Raw genomic sequence first — 16,093 nt, forward strand, 5'->3', positions numbered from 1 at the left:
ATTACAAAACTAGTTCCGGCGCAAATTTTTGTACGCCCGTGGGGAGAGCCCAGTGAATCTGTGGAAGGCTGTAGAGAAGGAGGCGATAGAACCGTAGCCCACAGCAGCTGCGACGTCTCCAATCAGAAGCTCGGTTCCCCGTATGAGGCTACAAGCCATTTCCATGCGCATGCGGGTGAGATGCGCATGAGGTGCGGCACCCGTGGCCTTCCTGAAAGCCGTGCAAAAATGAAAACGGCTCATACCAAGGATGTTGGCGAGTTCTTGTAGAGTCAGATCCCGTGTCAGGTTGTCCCGCATGTACTGCGTGACACGCTTGACTTGCCATGGGGCGAGTCCATGTTGGCGATTCTGTAAGGGTCTGGAGAGCGAGGTATGCGCCCTGAGCAACTGTATACACAGCAGGTCCACGGCTTGCTCGAGAAACAGGCGTGAATGCAAGCCTGGCTGATCAGCCTCGTCCGCAATCATGCGCATGATCGCGAAGGCACGCTCATCGGGATAATGGATGCGATCCATAAGATCAAACGAGCGCCCCTCAGCGAGATGATCCGCGCAGCCCTGCAGTCGGTCGTGACCCAGGTAGATGTTGGAGGTCGTATTGGCCGTGCATCGGTAGGTGCCATCGAAGCCTCGGGGCAAGAAGGTGATGGTCCCGGCTCTGGCCTGCGCGCGCGTGGTCTTGCCCTCGATGCTAGAGGTCGCCCAGCCGCTGCCTTCGTAAGTCGCGGAGAGCACATGCTCATGCATCGGAGGTACATATGCCTCGAAGGCACCGTGCTGCCACCGGCCCGTAACCCGGGTTTCGCCTTGGAGGATCTCGGCCAAGACATTGGGGACACTCGCCGAGATGCGAGTGACTTCATCTAAGGAGCTACTTAACCGAGCGTTCGCCATAGGGAGCCTTGCATGCCCAGATGTCAGTGTGCAACGCCGTGAAGCTACCGAGAAGACACGACGCGTCAATGACGAAACGGCCCGTCGAATACATGATCGCAATGGCGCGAAAGCCACCCGCAAGGGCGCAAAAGACCGCAATGCGCGACGAATAGCGCGCTCCCTATACTCGCCCCATCGAAGCGCGGCCAGTTCAGAACCAAGATGCTGCGCTGCCCTACTCCGTCGCGGAGCCCTCCATGACCACCGATGTCTCCAGACTGGGCTTTACGTCCACCACCCACGATGTACTTGAGGGCGTGGATCTCAACGGACAGCGTATTCTCGTAACCGGCGCCTCGTCGGGGATCGGCGCAGAGACCGTGCGGGCTTTGCACCAGGCAGGTGCTGACGTCGTCCTGGCCGTCCGCGATCCCAGCCGTATCCAAGACGTGGTGGACACATTGTCTGTCGTCCGAAGCCCCGGCTCCTTCCACATCGAGCGGCTGGACCTCGCCGACCTGCGCAGCATCTTGGATCTCGTGAGCCGCTGGACGGGCCCACTGAACGTGCTGGTGAACAATGCGGGCGTGATGGCGTTTCCGGCACTAGAGCGCAATGCGGACGACATGGAGGCCCAATTCGCGGTCAACTACTTCGGCCACTTTGCTCTGACCTTGGGACTGTTGCCTGCACTCACGCAGGCAGGTGGCGCTCGCGTCGTCTGCCTGAGCTCGAGCGCGCATCAATTCAGTCCGGTTATCCTTCAGGATCCGGATTTCAAGTTCCGGCCCTACGATCCGATTCTGGCTTACGGGCAGTCCAAAACCGCCTGCTCGCTGCTTGCTGTCGAAGTGACGCGCCGGTGGGGACGGGAGCGCGGCATCTTCGCCAACGCGGTCCATCCGGGCGCGATCGCCACAGCGCTACAGCGTCACACAGGCGGCTTGCGCACACCCGCTCACCGGCGAAAGACCGTCGAGCAAGGTGCTGCGACGTCGGTTCTCCTTGCAGCGTCACCCCTCCTGAAAGAGGTGGGTGGTCGCTATTTCGAGGACTGTCAGGAGGCGATGGAAGTGGCGTCACGCACGGATGAGCTAACCGGCGTGGCGCACTACGCGTTGGATCCGCTGAATGCCAGAGAACTCTGGGAGCACTCCCGTGCCCGCCTTCACCGCCTCAACCTGTTTGATCGTGCCACGCGTGATCTCTGAGCAAATGGGTCATGTCGCCACCTATCATCCCGGCTTCCTTCTTCGGCATCGTTCTAGGTCTGGTGGGGCTGGGCAGTGCGTGGCGGGCCGCCACCCGGCTTTGGGGATTGCCTGCCGCTATCGCCGAAACATTGATGGCGTTCGGCGCCATGGTTTGGGCGCTGCTCGTCATCCTGTACGGGATGAAATGGCTGTTGGATGCCGAAGAAGCGTTGGCCGAGATCAGTCACCCTATCCAGTGCTGTTTCGTCTCGTTGGTACCCGCCACTACCACGCTGATGGGGTTGGTGATCTTTCCCTACCTGCCCACGGCGGCACTCATGCTTTGGGTCATGGGAACGGCCGGCCAGCTCGCCTTTGTGACGTGGCGTGCTGCGGGCCTCTGGCGCGGGGGCATCAGTTTGGAGTCGGTCACTCCGGTCCTCTATCTGCCCGCAGTAGCGGCCAATCTCATTAGCTCGATCGTAGCGGGCGTCCTGGGGCTTACCGATTGGGGAAAGCTGTTCCTGGGTATGGGCGTCCTGAGTTGGCTGGCGATCGAATCCGTATTGCTCTTCCGGCTGTGGATGGCTTCGCCATTGCCACCCGGTCTGCGCCCGACCCTGGGCATTCAAACGGCCCCGCCCGTGGTCGCTGCCGTTGCCTACCTGGCCAACGCGCCCGTCCCTGAGGACTTCATCGTCTCTGGCCTTTGGGGTTACGGGCTGCTCCAGCTCCTTTTCGCCCTCCGTCTCCTGCCCTGGGTGCTACAGCAGCCATTCGGCGCCAGCTACTGGGGCTACAGCTTTGGGGCTACTGCCATTTCCGTCGCTGCATTGCAAATGGCACTTCGAGCACCCGACGGTATCGGTCCGAAAGTGGCTCTTCCCATCTTCGTTTTCAGCAATGTGGCCATCGCATTACTGCTATCAGGGACGTTGGTGAGATTGTGGCAAAGACGTCTTCTCCCTGCGCCCCTTACGGATAGCCGTAGAGCCACGACACCCATACAACGATGAGCATCGCTAGCGAGGTGCGCTATGGAACTGGAAGATCGTAATGGCATCCGTGCAGCGAAGGCCAAGTACTGTCGATTTCTTGATACCAAGAATTGGCGTGGCTTTGAAGCGTTGTTCGCACAGGAAGCGAAGATCTCGGTTTTCGATGTCGAAGGAAGCGCATTGGTCAGCTTTCGGAGCGGAGCTGAGTTCTCGGAATCCGCACAGCGCTTTCTAGCTGGCGCGCGTTCCATTCACCAAGTACATAACGAGGAATTCTCGTTTGAGTCGCCCTCCGCAGCGTCGGTCATCTGGTCGATGGAAGACTACATCGTGTATCCGGAAGCGCGTCGAGGTGAGCCCTCCTCAATACACGGCTATGGCCACTATCACGAGCGCTGGGAAGACCACGGAGACGGGTGGCAGATTTCGTCGCTCGAGCTTCGCAGAACCATCCTTGAAACCCTCATAAGGAGTTAGCGTCATGACCTTCGATCCGATACGTATCGGGATCATTGGAGTTCATCCTGATCAGGGCTGGGCATCCTCGGCACACATCCCTGCCCTAAAGGCACTGCCTCAGTTCAAGCTGCAGGCCCTCGCTCATCACCAGGAGGATGTTGCCAAAGCAGCGGCGGAGAAGTTTGATATCCCTAGCTACCATTTCTCCACGCATGATCTGGTCAATGATCCAGAGGTGGACATGGTAGTCGTCACCGTCAAAGTGACGCGGCACCGTGATGCCATTAGCAAAGCCATCGATGCAGGCAAGAAAGTCTTCTCGGAGTGGCCTCTTGGGGTCAATCTTGCAGAAGCAGAGGCATTGCGTGACCTAGCAAGGGAAGCCGGGGTTTCGAACTTCATTGGACTCCAGACGCGTTCGGCGCCCGCCTTCAGAACGATGAGAACTCTGATTTCCGAAGGGTTTGTGGGTCGTGTCCTGTCCGCGACGATGATCGGCTCCGGCATCGTGTGGGGCCATGAGATGAGTGACGGCTTCGAGTACACATTGGATCCTGACAATGGTGCCGGCATGTTGCAGGTTCCGTTCGCTCACTCACTCGACGGGCTGTTGGATGCGTTGGGTCAGCGCGTTGTTGATCACGTCTGTACGTTGAGCAACTCGCGTCACACGATCAGGTTGAGCAACTCGGGGCGTAATGTTCCCCTCTCCGTCCCTGACCAGATCCTGCTATCGGCTCGTTTGAGCGATGGTACGGCCCTCATGAGCCACTTCAGAGGAGGTTTGTGTCAAGGGACGAACTTCCATGTCGAGGTGAATGGCACCGAGGGTGATCTGCTTCTGACAAGCCCCGTCGGCTACGTCGGTATTGGAGGCACCAGGCTTCAGGGCGCAAGGAACGGGGCACCACTGGAGGATATGGACATCCCGCCCGAACACGATATGCACGCGGCCGTCGGAGCACCTGCTCAGAACGTCGCCATTCAATACGCGCGCATTGCGAATGATTGCTTCAGGGGCACGAGTAACGCGCCCACCTTTGACGACGCAAGGGACTTGCATGCCCTCATAGCCGCCTTGGCACGTGGCGGTTCCTGGCACTAGGGGGCCGTCCATGAGATCCATCATGATGATGCGGGACGGCGGCAACGAAGCGCTGGTGCTTCGTGAGGGTCCCCATTGTCGCCCGGGGCCGGGTGAGGTCGCGGTTGAAGTCAAGGCAGCGGGCGTGAACTTCATGGACATCGGTGTTCGTGAAGGAAGATTCCTGAGGGAAATCCCTAATCCGAAGACGCTGGGAGTCGAGGGCGCGGGCGTAGTGCGCGCTCTGGGTCAGGGCGTAACGCGTGTCAGTCTCGGACAGCGGGTTGCCTGGGCGTTCGTGCCGGGCAGCTATGCAGATTGGGTATGCGCCCCGGAAGATGCGCTGGTCCCCATTCCCGAGGGTGTCAGCGATCAAGAGGCGGCATCGATCATGATGCAGGGCCTGACCGCCAGTCACTTCGCAACGGAATTCTATCCAGTTCAACCAGGTGACATCGCGCTCATTCATGCCGCTGCAGGCGGCGTCGGCACGCTGCTAACTCAGATCGTACGCATTCGTGGAGGAAGGGTCATTGGCCGGGTCTCCAGTCCGGGAAAGGTAGCCGTGGCGAAAGCTTCAGGTGCTGGCGACATCATCGTCGACAACACCGGAAGCTTTGCGAAGAGAGTGCTGGAGTTGACCGAGGGTCGAGGCGTCGACGTAGTTTTTGACGGTTCCGGTGCCGAAACCTTTGCTGACTCGCTGGCCAGTCTGAAGAACGGCGGGACGCTGTGTTGGTACGGTACGGCCTTGGATGGGCTCCGGCACATCGATCTGGTGGCGTTACCCCGCAGTGTGAAGATCGGCTATGCCGTGTTCTTGGACCACATCCGCACATGGGAATTGCTGCAGCAGCGAAGCAAGCAGCTGTTTCAATGGATGATCGACGGGAGGCTCCACGTCCACGTCGGCAAGATCTATGCGCTGGATGATGCGGGTGAAGCGCTGGCACAGCTCGAGGCCAGACGCACCACCGGCAAGGTGTTGTTGCTGCCATGACCTCCGGCGGACTGGCTCACCCATGGCGGCCTGGGGCTGTTCTGTCTCGGTTACCCACGCGGGTCGTTGTCTCGTCGAATGCGGGCCGACGGGAAGGTTGGCCTCCGGCCGATGGGGCCGCGGTAGCTCCCTCAGCTCGCGACAACAGGAGGAGCTGCCGCACCTGCCAGCAGGCCCGGAACCTCAGCCTCCAAATGACTGATCAGAGAGCGAAGTCGCGGCAGCTCACGAAGGTCCTGGTGATAGCCGAGCCAGATGGTTCGTGCAGGCGGTTCTTCTTGCACGCTGATACGTCGAAGACCAGGAAACCTATTGGCCAGAGCCAAGGGCAGGACGGCCATGCCGACCCCCTGCTGACATGCTCGCGCCTGGATTTCCCGGCTATTGCTTCTGAAGACTATCTTCGCCTCCGGCACATGCTGGACCAGCCATCGCACATCGGGCAGATCCTCGAAGGCCGCATCCATCGTGATGAGACGAGGTTCCGGAAAGTCCCCGGACACAGCGCTGAAGAGGCCATAGTCGAGTTGCACGAAGCGCCGGGACACGATGTCGCCGCCTGTAAATGGGGTCAGTCGGAAGGCCAGATCCGCCTCACGCCGTGTCAGGTCATAGAGTCGACTGTCCGTCAGCAGCTCAACCTCGACCCCCGGATGAAGAAGGCAAAAGGCGGCCGCCGCAGGGGCGATCACATGGGAGCCAAACCAGTCAGACGAGGTAATGCGCAGCAATCCCGTGATCGAATGCGGGTCACCCAGCAGATGACGCTGGAACGCCAGGGCTTGCGCCTCCATCGCCTCGGCTGCCGCCAGCACCCTGAGCCCTTCCTCCGTCAGTACCAGACCCCGATGGGAGCGCTGGAACAGTCGCGTCTGCGTGGCCTGTTCCAGGGCCGTCACCCGCCGACCTGCGGTCGGCTGCGTGATGCCCAACTGGCGTGCAGCACCGCCTAACGAGCCTGTGCGCGCGACCGCCAAGAAGATCTGAACATCGCTCCAGTCCATGACTCATTCAAATTTGCATGTGCAGCATTAGATTCTAAGTCTACCCAAACAAAAATGCGCCAGTACTCTCCCCTCTGTTCCTCAACTACGGATCACGCCAATGAAAGCGCATTTCTCCCCCATCACGATGAAAGCCGCCCTGCTGGTCAATGGTGGCGAACCCTTGCAGCTCACCGATGTGCCCATTCCCGAGCTGAGCCCAGGCCACGTCAAGGTACGCGTGGCAGCCGCGGGCCTGAATCCGCTGGACACAAAGATTCGCGCGGGAAAGGCGTCACACGCGCAACACCCCCTGCCCGCGGTCCTGGGGATCGATCTGGCCGGCACGGTCGAGGCGATCGCCGAGGACGTGACCACCTTCGCCCTCGGCGACACCGTGTTTGGCATGACCGGAGGGGTGGGCGGGGTACAGGGCGCGCTGGCCCAGTTCGCCATCGTTGACGCCGCCCTTCTGGCAAACGCGCCCAGTTCCTTCTCGGCCCGCGAGGCCGCCGCAATCCCCCTGGTCTTCATCACCGCGTGGGAAGGGCTCGTCGACCGTGCGGGGGTGAAATCCGGGCAGCGTGTCTTGATACATGGCGGCGCGGGGGGTGTGGGACACGTGGCCGTCCAGATTGCCCACGCATTCGGTGCGCAAGTGTTCGCGACCGGCAATGACACCCAACGGGACTACATTGAAAGTCTGGGCGCGACCTTCATCGATTATCGCGCACAGGCGGTCGATGACTATGTGGCACAACACACCGGTGGCGAAGGTTTCGACATCATCTTCGATACCGTCGGCGGCACGACGTTGGACGACTCCTTCCGGGCAGCGCGCCGCTACCACGGGCACGTGGTGAGTGCCTTGGGTTGGGGTACGCACTCTCTCGCCCCCCTCTCCTTTCGCGCGGCCACCTACTCCGGTGTATTCACTCTGCTTCCTCTCATAACGGGCCGTGACCGGGCTCATCATGGCTACATCATGAAGCAGGCCGAGCGTCTGGCCAACGAGGGCAAACTCACTATTCGGCTTGATCCTCACGTGTTCGGCTTGAGCGCCGTCGAAGAGGCGTATCAGTTCCTCGAGTCGGGAGATGCCCAGGGAAAGGTGGTTGTAGACGTCCAGTAGGCGACCCCAAAAAAGTGCAAGGCTTCGCGCAATCCACCTCGTAACAGATGCTGGCCGTGACCAACATGCTAGAGGCAGCCAGACCCAGCGGAGCTGGCGAGGCGCTAGTGATAGTTCCTGGACCGATACTGTCGCGGTGAAAGTCCGCAATAGCGCCTGAAGGCAGTCGAGAAAGCCGCCGCATTGCCATAGCCAACGGCTAGGGCTATGTCGGCAATTGTCAGCGGACTATTGCGCAACAGGTCATAGGCAGTCTCCATGCGTAAACGGGTCAGGTAGCCAAACGGCGTCAACCCTGTCGCATTACGAAACGCTGCGCAAAAATGGTACCTGCTCATGTGCACAATGTCGGCGAGCTCCTGGAGGGTAACCTCCATGCCTTGGTGTTCGCGCATGTAGGCCAGAACCCTCTTGACCTGCCAGGCGGCGAGGCCGTGCTGGCGCTGAGTAGAGCGGGCACACAGGGTGGAGTGGGTCCGGAGCAACTCGAAGCACAGAAGATCCAACGCCTGCTCGACGTAAAGCTCGCCGTAAGGCCCCGGAGCGGCTGCCTCGTGGCGCAGAAGATCCATGATGGCGAACAGTCGCGGATTGTCGCCCTGCACCTGGTCCAACAATTCAAATGATCGACCTTCCGCCAACTGCTCCGCGAAGCCCAAGAGGCGGCCGTGTCCGAGGAAGACGTTGGACACGGTCTGACCTCCCGTGATCTCCCACGGGCCGTAGTGGCCTCGTGGCAAGATGGTGTAGGTGCCGCCGCGTATCGTAGCTTGGCTTCTGACGCCATCGATTCTGGAGGCGGACACCCCGCTGCCCCCATGGATCGCGGCAACGATATGCTGCTCCATCGGAGCCACGTCGACGGAGTAGGCTCCGTGTGTCCAGATTCCCGTGATCCGGGTCTGGCCCTGGAATACTCGCTCTGCGAGAGGCGGAGCCTGGCCGCCGGCTATTCGGGTGACTTCCTCGTTGGTGTCAGCAAGCGCGCGCGTGCTCATGGAGGTACCCGCCAATCCGGCACTTGGATGGTATGCCGCGCCCCCTCGCGTACGTTGAGCCTCTTCCTCCGACGGTTACCTGTCAATACCCCATAAGCTTGATGGGAGTTGGCGGCGGGGCGCACTCAGGCGAATGGCCGCATGGGATCGCATGCTGTCATGCCCCTACCCCGACGCTGTCCGCTTCCGGCCTATTCCATTGAAAACTCGTCCTTGGAGCGGGACCGCGACCTGGCCAGGTAGGACGTCCCATCATCGCGACGACGTCCGCTTGATCGATGGGGCACAAGTAGGCTAGCTGCAGATGACCGATGCAATCGAGTTTCGCATCGGAACAGGCCGAAAGCATCCAGCATCGTGCCACACGAGGCCTGCAATGAAAGATCAGCCGCGGCCATTCATCCATTCGAAGATGGCAATGAACACCGGCCGAAGTCGGCGCGCTTCTTCGGTAATCCCGTACTCGACACGCGGAGGGACCTCGGGATAGATGGTGCGGTGAACCAGGCCATCCCTTTCCAGCTCTCGCAGCTGGACGGTCAGCATGTGCTGTGTCACGCCAGGGATCGCGCGCCTCAAGGCATTGAAGCGCTGCGTGCCTTGGCTGAGGACCCAAAGGATCTCGAGCTTCCACTTTCCGCCGAATATGGCTATCGCGCCCCTGATGTTGTCATTGAGCTGGGCTACGTGATCATCGTTTGGGCACCCTTGGGTAGTATGGTCTGGCATACGTAGTCTGAGAAATGATCCTTCTTGTTGTAGCAACTATACGCCCTTAGCTTGATGCGCACGCTGCAGGAATTCCCACGAACGCAGCAGCACCCTCCCCCAAGCGAAGGCATGGTCATGAATATCCTCCACATTGATTCCAGTATCCAAGGCGAGCTGTCCGTCAGCCGCAAGATATCGAAAGCAGTCGTATCCCGACTTAAGGAAATTTCTCCTCAAAGCCCCGTGATCTATAGGGATCTCGCAACCGATCCCCTGCCCCAGATCTCTCCGCAGGTCATTGCGGCCACGCACGCTGTCGATGGCGCAACGCATGCAGCGTCGGAGGCGAGCGCGCTGACCGAAGCGCTGGACCAAGTGCTTGGTGCGGACGTCATCGTGATTGGAGCGCCCATGTACAACTTCAGCATTCCGACGCAACTGAAGACCTGGTTGGATGCCATTGCCGTGCCCGGCAAGACCTTCTCTTACGGTCCCGAGGGTGTGCGCGGGCTACTTGGCGAAAAGCGGGTGGTCGTGGCGTCCGCAAGGGGTGGCTTCTACGGCCCGGATTCTCCCGCCGCTTCGGCCGAGCATCATGAAACCTATCTCCGCGCGTTCTTCGGGTTCCTCGGGGTGACGCGGTTCGAAGTCATACGCGCTGAGGGAGTGCGCATCGCGCCAGAGATCGCAGAGCGGGCCATCGAGGCAGCGTTGACCCAGGCTATCCACCTGCAGGCTGCATGATGACGCCGGGGGATTCGCGACACGGCGACATGGCCAGCATGGGTATTCAGTTGAGAGGTGTTTGGCTCTGAAGCCCTCTCGCACAGTGATCCGTTCGTCATGTGGCCTGCTCCCCTTGATGATCACTGATAAAGCCCGATATTGAAGGTCCAGGTCTGGGTACTCCGGACGCAGCAGGTCATGCAGGCGTCGATAGCCGAACCTGCGGCGGATCTGGGCCAGTGCGACGATCCGTGCCGACAGCGCCCGGATCGTCGCACTCGGTTCGGGCGGGTGGCGGCAGCTGCCGCGGGAGGGCCCCGCAAGGCGGCGGGCCGTCACAGGCCGATGGCACGTGCTGCCTCAAGCAATTCCTGCTTGCGCCCTGCTTCCGGCCACCCTTCCACCGTCCGCAGCAGCTTGCCGTCCTTGAGGAAATAGAACGTTGGCGTGCCCCAGTTCTCCAATTGCGGCCATTGCGAGCGTGAGTAGGCGATCGTCATCACCGCATCGGGGTGTTCCGCGTTCCAGCGCTGGAGGACGTCGAGATTCAGGTCGCGATCCACGGGAGCGATCCAGCGGACATGGGCTTTGACAGGAGCGAGCGCCGGGTCCGATGCCAGCGATGAATATGCCGCGCGCGAGAAATGACAGAGCGGGTGCGAGATGGCGACGATCACGGGGCCTCGGGTGATGTCCTCCGCTACGCGCGTCACGGCGCCTGCCGTCGGCCCTATCGAGAGCACGCTGGCGGGAGCGGCGATCTGGCCTTGCACGGTATCGTGCACCGAGGGAACCGACGCCATCGTGGCCGCGGGAAATGCCTCCCGCAATGCACGGGCTTGCTGCCAGTGTCGGGAGGCGATGTAGGCGCCTGCCATCTCTTGCAATTGGGACGCACTCACCGCGCCCAGCTGACTCAAGCGCTCGAAGTACGCCCGCATCTGGGCCAAATGATGCTCGTCCAGGCTGTAGAAGTGCGCCATGTTGGCCGCCCGGAATCCCAGCGCGGCATCCTGAGCAGAAAGCGTATGCAGCCGATCGGCGGACAGAGGCGGGAAAAGCGCGGCGTAGTGTGCGGTGATCATTGCGGCGCGGGCTTGCGTGCTGGCGCCTTTGGACCGGGCGTCCGCCTCGACCAGGCGGTCGTAGCGTGCACTCCAGTCCGACCCGGTGGCGTGCAAGGTGGGCGCGCTCACCAGAAGAACCGCACATGCCAGGATCGAGCCAAGGATGCGGGAGAGCCTGTGCATGGCGGTTCCTTGTGCCGGAGAGACCGATGAGCAGTTCCGCGTGCAGATCTTGTTGAAGGCGGCAGCGCAGGTGCCCTGCTTCCCGCACGCGTACCGGTCATGGTCGCACGGCTGCGAGGGGTATAGCGTCAACCTGCCCCCAGCCGGTGAGCATGGCTGTAAACCACATGTCGGCGTGCGCGCAGGAACCCCACCAGCGTCATTCCGCATCCCGCCGCCAGGTCCATCGCCAATGCCGTGGGCGCCGACATCGCCGCCAGCAGCGGGATGCCTGCCGTTGCGGCCTTGGCCACCATCTCGTAACTCGCGCGGCTGGTGACCAGGGCGAAGCCCGATGCCGGATCGAGGCCTTCGCGCAGCATCGCGCCGATCAGCTTGTCCAGTGCGTTGTGGCGCCCGACATCCTCGCGGACCAGGACCAGGGTGCCGTCCGCCCTCGCCCATGCCGCCGCGTGGATCGCGCCGGTGGCTGCATTCAAGGGCTGCCGCTGCTCGATCTGGCGCAGCGCCGTCTCCAGCGCAGCGGAGGCGATGACGCTCCCCTGCCCCACGGCCCCTGGCTGCCTGACCACGTCCTCCAGATGACGATGGCCGCAGATGCCGCAGCCACTGCGTCCCGGCAGCCAGCGTTGCGGCTCCACCGTGCGTGCAGGCAATGGGTCACGTGTGCGCAGATCCAACTGGATGCCCTCCAGCAACGCCTGAGCGGTCACCGAAACAAGATCGTCCGGCCCCAGCCCCAGTTCGCTCAGCGCGAAGCCGTGCGCGAAATCCACCAGGTCGCACGGCGACACCATCATCACCGCCAACGGCTCGCCGTTGCAGTGGATCGCCAGTGGAACCTCCTCGGCCAACCGGTCCCGGCGCACGGCCGGCACGCCACCGGCGACATCGATGACCTCGCGCCAGGCCACGCCGTCGACGCGATCAGCCGGCATGGGCGGCCGGATCATCCAGCTTCCTCACCGTTACCGGGATCGACTTGTAGGCCGGCGTGCCCGATTGCGGATCGTGGCTGTCCAATGGCACCAGCCGGTTGCCTTCGGGGTAGTACATCGCCGCCGAGCCGCGCGGCAGGTCGTATTCCACCGCGATGAAGCCCGCGAGCCGGCGCACGCCGGCAGTGCCGACGCGCGATTCCACTTCGATGCGGTCGCCCGATTGCAGGCCACGGGCCCGCATGTCGTCGCGGTTGAGGAACACCACGTCGCGCCGCCCGCTGACGCCCCGGTAGCGGTCGTCGAAGCCGTAGATGGTGGTGTTGTACTGATCGTGCGAACGCACGGTGGTCAGCGTCAGCAACGCGTCCCCCGCGCCGACCGCGTCTTCGCCCAGCCCCGGCGCCACCAGGAAACGCGCCTTGCCCATCGCGCCCCAGTCGCGCTCCGATGCGCCGATGTACAGCCGGAACCCGCCCGGCGTGCGCACGCGCCGGTTGAAATCCTTGAAGATGGGGAACACCGCTTCGATATCGTCGCGGATGCGGTCGTAATCGCCGACCAGGCCATCCCAGTCCACCCGGGTCTGCGGCAGCGTGGCCTTGGCGATGCCGGCGACGATGGCGGGTTCGGACAGAAGATGCTCCGAGGCCGGCGGCAGTCCGCCCTGCGAGGCGTGCACCATCGACATCGAATCCTCCACCGTCACCGACTGCAGGCCGCTGGCCTGCACATCGCGTTCGGTGCGGCCCAGGCACGGCAGCAGGAAGGCCTGTCTGGCGGGGATCAGGTGCGAGCGGTTCAGCTTGGTGGCGATATGCACGGCCAGGTCCAGGTTGCGCATCGCCGGGAGGGTGGTGTCCGGGTCCGGCATGGCCACGGCCAGGTTGCCGCCCATGCAGACGAGTGCGCGCGAACGCCCGTCGCGGATGGCGCGCACGGCTTCCACCGCATCGTGGCCATGGGTGAGCGGGAACTCGAAGCCGTAACGCCGCCTGATGGCATCCACCAGCGCCTGCGTGGGTTTTTCCGTGATGCCCACCGTGCGGTCGCCCTGCACGTTGGAGTGCCCGCGGATGGGCGCGATGCCGGCGCCGGGCTTGCCGATGTTCCCCCGCAGCAGCAACAGGTTGGCCATCTGCTGCACGTTCTGCGTGCCGCGGCGGTGCTGGGTCATGCCCATGCCGTAGCAGATGATCACCCGCTCGGCCCGCGCATACAGCCGCGCGGCCGCGTCGATGTCGTCGCGGGACAGGCCCGACTGCGCCACCACCTCGTCCCACGACGTGCGCGCCAGATCGTCGCGAAGCGCCTCCAGGCCTTCGGTGTGCGCGGCGATGAAGGCGTGGTCCAGCACGCCGGTGCCGCCGGCGGCCAGGTCCGCCGCGTCGGCCTCCAGCAGCCACTTCATCATGCCTTTCAGCAGCGCCAGGTCGCCGCCGATCTTCACCTGGTAATAGGTCTGCGCGATCGGCGTGGCGGTGTTGGTCAGCATCTCGCCCGGGTGCTGCGGCGAGGTGAAGCGCTGCAGCCCCCGTTCGCGCAGCGGATTCACCGCCACGATGGGCACGCCCCGCTTCGATACCTCGCGCAGCGTGGAGAGCATGCGCGGGTGGTTGGTGCCGGGATTGTGGCCGAAGCTGAAAAGCGCATCGCACAGCGCGAAATCATCCAGCGTCACCGTGCCCTTGCCCACGCCGATGGACGCCGGCAGGCCCACGCTGGTGGCCTCGTGGCACAGGTTGGAACAGTCGGGAAAATTGTTGGTGCCGTATTCGCGCACCATCAGCTGGTACAGGAAGGCGGCCTCGTTGGAGGTGCGGCCGGAGGTGTAGAACTCGGCCATGTCCGGGTGCGGCAAGGCGCGCAGGGCCTGGCCGATGCGCGCGAAGGCGTCGTCCCAGCCGGTGGGGACGTAGCAGTCCGACGCCGCGTCGTAGGCCATCGGATGCGTCAGGCGGCCCTCGTCCTCCAGCGCGTGGTCGCTCCATTGCCACAGTTCGGCCAGGGTGTGCCCGGCGAAGAACTCCGGCGTGGCGCGCTTGCCGGTGGCCTCCCACGACACCGCCTTGGCGCCGTTCTCGCAGAACTCGAACGACGAGGTGTGCTGCGGATCCGGCCACGCGCAGCCCGGGCAGTCGAAACCGGTGGGCTGGTTGACCCGTCGCAGGGCCGCGGTTTCGCGACCGACCGCCATCTGGCCTTTCACCGCGCGCGCGACCGCGGCCAAGGCGCCCCACCCTCCTGCCGCGCCGTCGTACGCTTCGATGCCGGGAACCTTGCGCTCGCTCATCTTGGACACCGCCTGCTGCATGCCGGTCACGGGACGCACGCAGGATAGCGCGTGCCGCACACGGTTGATGCGCGCGCGAACCGTGCGCGACGCGTGAACCGGATGCTCAGCCGGGGGTTGCTAGCATGGGTGGCGTCATCGAAGAACAGGATCCACGACGTGCTGCGCATCATGCTTCCACTCACCGCCTTGCTGGCGAGCGTCGCCCTGCTGCTGGGCGGCAACGGACTGCTGGGCACGCTGCTGGCCGTGCGCAGCCAGGCGGAAGGCTGGGGCGAGCGCACCACGGGCCTGGTGATGTCGGGCTACTTCGTGGGCTTCTTCCTGGGCACGTTCACCGCGCCACCGCTGATCCGCCGGGTGGGCCACATCCGCGCATTCGCCTTCCATGCGGCGCTGGCGGCCGCGGCGGTCCTGGTCTACCCGCTGTGGGTGGAACCGGCAGGCTGGATGGCGCTGCGGGTGGTCACCGGCATGGCGCTGGTGGGGCTGTGCACGGTGATCGAGAGCTGGCTGAACGCGCAGGCCGCCCCGGCGCACCGCAGCCGCGTGTTCGCCGTCTACATGGTGGTGACGCTGCTCGCGCTGGCGGCGGGCCAGTTGATGCTGGACCTGCAGCCGCCGCGCAGTCCGGTGCTGTTCAGCGTGGTGGCCATCCTGTTCGCACTGGCCATCCTGCCGGTCAGCGCCACCCGGCTGTCGCCGCCTCCGCTGGCGGTGGCGCCGCGCGCGCATGTGCTGCAGGTCTGTCGCGCGGCGCCCAGTGCGGCGGCCGCTGCGCTGCTGGCGGGCATGGCGCTGGGCGCCTTCTGGGGCATGGGAGCGGTATACGCCGCCTCGCTGGGGCTGGACCGCGCCGGCATCGGCAGTTTCATGGCCGCCACCATCCTGGGTGGGGCCGCCTTGCAGTGGCCGATCGGGCGGCTGTCCGACCGCGGCGATCGGCGCAGCACGCTGGCGGTCGTGGCCGCACTGGCCGCCGTCACCGCGCTGGTGGCGTTGCGTTTGGACAGCGCGATGCAGGGCGGTGCGCATGGCCTGTTCTTCCTGTTCGGCGGCCTGGCCTTCGCGCTGTATCCGCTGGCGGTCGCGCACCTGCTGGACCGGCTGCCGCCCGGGCAGCTGCTGGCCGGATGCAGTGCGCTGCTGCTGCTCAATGGCGTGGGCGCGGCGATCGGACCCGCCGCCGCCGGTGTGCTGATGCAGCACTGGGGCGCTTCGGCGCTGCCGGGCTTCTTCGCGGCCACGCTGGGCCTGTTGGCGCTGGTGGCGGCCGGCCGCCGTGTGCTGAAGGCGCACCGGCTGCTGCACCCGGCGCGCTTCCACCCGATGCTGCGCACCACGCCGGTGGCGCTGGAAATGCTGCCGGAGATTCCCGATGCTCCCCAGCGCGGGCGCGGGGAACCGGCGCGGAATTGATCCCGATCAATGCGCCGGAGGGGGCCGCGC

Annotated in this window: 15 protein-coding genes and 1 pseudogene; 8 read left to right on the forward strand and 8 right to left on the reverse strand. The window is 63.7% G+C overall.

Features of this window, described 5'->3' with window-relative positions; translation table 11 throughout:
* Positions 1-9 precede the first annotated feature (9 nt).
* A complete protein-coding gene (locus MUU77_RS09450) occupies positions 10-828 on the reverse strand; it encodes an AraC family transcriptional regulator (RefSeq protein WP_245085904.1) in 819 nt (272 codons plus the stop codon).
* Between the two features lie 308 nt (positions 829-1,136).
* Here MUU77_RS09450 and MUU77_RS09455 point away from each other — a divergent pair, with 308 nt between their 5' ends.
* The 5 genes from MUU77_RS09455 to MUU77_RS09475 are packed head-to-tail and all read left to right on the forward strand — an operon-like array spanning position 1,137 to position 5,613.
* Positions 1,137-2,090, forward strand: a complete 954-nt coding sequence (locus MUU77_RS09455; RefSeq protein ID WP_245085906.1) for an SDR family NAD(P)-dependent oxidoreductase — start codon at positions 1,137-1,139, stop codon at positions 2,088-2,090.
* An 11-nt stretch (positions 2,091-2,101) separates the two neighbouring features.
* Complete coding sequence (tehA, locus tag MUU77_RS09460) at positions 2,102-3,088, forward strand: dicarboxylate transporter/tellurite-resistance protein TehA (RefSeq protein WP_245085908.1); 987 nt, start codon at positions 2,102-2,104, stop codon at positions 3,086-3,088.
* A gap of 21 nt (positions 3,089-3,109) precedes the next feature.
* The gene (locus MUU77_RS09465) at positions 3,110-3,547 is read left to right on the forward strand and encodes a nuclear transport factor 2 family protein (RefSeq protein ID WP_245085910.1); all 438 of its coding nucleotides are present in this window, start codon (positions 3,110-3,112) and stop codon (positions 3,545-3,547) included.
* 4 nt (positions 3,548-3,551) lie between these two features.
* Positions 3,552-4,634, forward strand: a complete 1,083-nt coding sequence (locus MUU77_RS09470; RefSeq protein ID WP_245085912.1) for a Gfo/Idh/MocA family oxidoreductase — start codon at positions 3,552-3,554, stop codon at positions 4,632-4,634.
* Between the two features lie 10 nt (positions 4,635-4,644).
* On the forward strand, positions 4,645-5,613 hold the full coding sequence (locus tag MUU77_RS09475; RefSeq protein ID WP_245085914.1) for a quinone oxidoreductase: 969 nt from the start codon (positions 4,645-4,647) through the stop codon (positions 5,611-5,613).
* A gap of 131 nt (positions 5,614-5,744) precedes the next feature.
* Here the strand turns inward: MUU77_RS09475 and MUU77_RS09480 are convergent, their stop codons facing one another.
* A complete protein-coding gene (locus MUU77_RS09480; RefSeq protein WP_245085916.1) occupies positions 5,745-6,617 on the reverse strand; it encodes a LysR family transcriptional regulator in 873 nt (290 codons plus the stop codon).
* A gap of 100 nt (positions 6,618-6,717) precedes the next feature.
* On the opposite strand from MUU77_RS09480, the gene MUU77_RS09485 reads away from it, so the two are divergent.
* Positions 6,718-7,728: a zinc-dependent alcohol dehydrogenase family protein gene (locus MUU77_RS09485; protein ID WP_245085918.1), complete on the forward strand. Its 1,011-nt coding sequence runs from the start codon at positions 6,718-6,720 to the stop codon at positions 7,726-7,728.
* A 104-nt stretch (positions 7,729-7,832) separates the two neighbouring features.
* Here MUU77_RS09485 and MUU77_RS09490 read toward each other — a convergent pair whose 3' ends face one another.
* Positions 7,833-8,726, reverse strand: a complete 894-nt coding sequence (locus MUU77_RS09490) for an AraC family transcriptional regulator (protein WP_245085920.1) — start codon at positions 8,724-8,726, stop codon at positions 7,833-7,835.
* A gap of 384 nt (positions 8,727-9,110) precedes the next feature.
* Positions 9,111-9,455 (reverse strand): helix-turn-helix domain-containing protein, encoded by a 345-nt coding sequence (locus MUU77_RS09495; protein ID WP_245085922.1) that lies wholly within the window; start codon positions 9,453-9,455, stop codon positions 9,111-9,113.
* A 54-nt stretch (positions 9,456-9,509) separates the two neighbouring features.
* On the opposite strand from MUU77_RS09495, the gene MUU77_RS09500 reads away from it, so the two are divergent.
* The gene (locus MUU77_RS09500; protein ID WP_345779050.1) at positions 9,510-10,181 is read left to right on the forward strand and encodes an NAD(P)H-dependent oxidoreductase; all 672 of its coding nucleotides are present in this window, start codon (positions 9,510-9,512) and stop codon (positions 10,179-10,181) included.
* A gap of 147 nt (positions 10,182-10,328) precedes the next feature.
* On the opposite strand, the pseudogene MUU77_RS09505 reads toward MUU77_RS09500, so the two are convergent.
* The 4 genes and pseudogenes from MUU77_RS09505 to MUU77_RS09520 form a co-directional block, all read right to left on the reverse strand.
* Positions 10,329-10,496 (reverse strand): annotated as a pseudogene (locus MUU77_RS09505) (IS3 family transposase); the annotation flags it as partial.
* A 2-nt stretch (positions 10,497-10,498) separates the two neighbouring features.
* Positions 10,499-11,413, reverse strand: coding sequence for a hypothetical protein (locus MUU77_RS09510; protein ID WP_245085924.1), 915 nt, complete (start codon positions 11,411-11,413; stop codon positions 10,499-10,501).
* A 128-nt stretch (positions 11,414-11,541) separates the two neighbouring features.
* The gene (gene fdhD, locus MUU77_RS09515) at positions 11,542-12,351 is read right to left on the reverse strand and encodes a formate dehydrogenase accessory sulfurtransferase FdhD (RefSeq protein ID WP_245085926.1); all 810 of its coding nucleotides are present in this window, start codon (positions 12,349-12,351) and stop codon (positions 11,542-11,544) included.
* Positions 12,341-14,683, reverse strand: coding sequence for an FdhF/YdeP family oxidoreductase (locus tag MUU77_RS09520; protein WP_345779051.1), 2,343 nt, complete (start codon positions 14,681-14,683; stop codon positions 12,341-12,343). Before MUU77_RS09520 ends, fdhD begins: the two co-directional genes overlap by 11 nt.
* Before the next feature lie 132 nt (positions 14,684-14,815).
* On the opposite strand from MUU77_RS09520, the gene MUU77_RS09525 reads away from it, so the two are divergent.
* Entirely contained in the window at positions 14,816-16,063 is a 1,248-nt protein-coding gene (locus MUU77_RS09525; protein ID WP_245094375.1) for an MFS transporter, read from the forward strand.
* Positions 16,064-16,093: the final 30 nt, after the last annotated feature.

Origin of the sequence: Pseudoxanthomonas sp. F37 (genome assembly GCF_022965755.1) — a bacterium.
In the GTDB taxonomy this organism is placed as follows: domain Bacteria; phylum Pseudomonadota; class Gammaproteobacteria; order Xanthomonadales; family Xanthomonadaceae; genus Pseudoxanthomonas_A.

What these genes read in the sequence shown, in the direction of transcription:
- MUU77_RS09475 (WP_245085914.1), top strand. Translation starts at nt 4,645, where the DNA reads ATGAGATCCATCATGATGATGCGGGACGGCGGCAACGAAGCGCTGGTG.
- MUU77_RS09500 (WP_345779050.1), top strand. Translation starts at nt 9,510, where the DNA reads ATGCGCACGCTGCAGGAATTCCCACGAACGCAGCAGCACCCTCCCCCA.
- MUU77_RS09525 (WP_245094375.1), top strand. Translation starts at nt 14,816, where the DNA reads ATGCTTCCACTCACCGCCTTGCTGGCGAGCGTCGCCCTGCTGCTGGGC.
- MUU77_RS09510 (WP_245085924.1), bottom strand. Translation starts at nt 11,413, where the DNA reads ATGCACAGGCTCTCCCGCATCCTTGGCTCGATCCTGGCATGTGCGGTT.
- MUU77_RS09485 (WP_245085918.1), top strand. Translation starts at nt 6,718, where the DNA reads ATGAAAGCGCATTTCTCCCCCATCACGATGAAAGCCGCCCTGCTGGTC.
- MUU77_RS09455 (WP_245085906.1), top strand. Translation starts at nt 1,137, where the DNA reads ATGACCACCGATGTCTCCAGACTGGGCTTTACGTCCACCACCCACGAT.
- MUU77_RS09465 (WP_245085910.1), top strand. Translation starts at nt 3,110, where the DNA reads ATGGAACTGGAAGATCGTAATGGCATCCGTGCAGCGAAGGCCAAGTAC.
- MUU77_RS09490 (WP_245085920.1), bottom strand. Translation starts at nt 8,726, where the DNA reads ATGAGCACGCGCGCGCTTGCTGACACCAACGAGGAAGTCACCCGAATA.
- MUU77_RS09470 (WP_245085912.1), top strand. Translation starts at nt 3,552, where the DNA reads ATGACCTTCGATCCGATACGTATCGGGATCATTGGAGTTCATCCTGAT.
- MUU77_RS09495 (WP_245085922.1), bottom strand. Translation starts at nt 9,455, where the DNA reads ATGCCAGACCATACTACCCAAGGGTGCCCAAACGATGATCACGTAGCC.
- tehA (WP_245085908.1), top strand. Translation starts at nt 2,102, where the DNA reads ATGTCGCCACCTATCATCCCGGCTTCCTTCTTCGGCATCGTTCTAGGT.
- fdhD (WP_245085926.1), bottom strand. Translation starts at nt 12,351, where the DNA reads ATGCCGGCTGATCGCGTCGACGGCGTGGCCTGGCGCGAGGTCATCGAT.
- MUU77_RS09480 (WP_245085916.1), bottom strand. Translation starts at nt 6,617, where the DNA reads ATGGACTGGAGCGATGTTCAGATCTTCTTGGCGGTCGCGCGCACAGGC.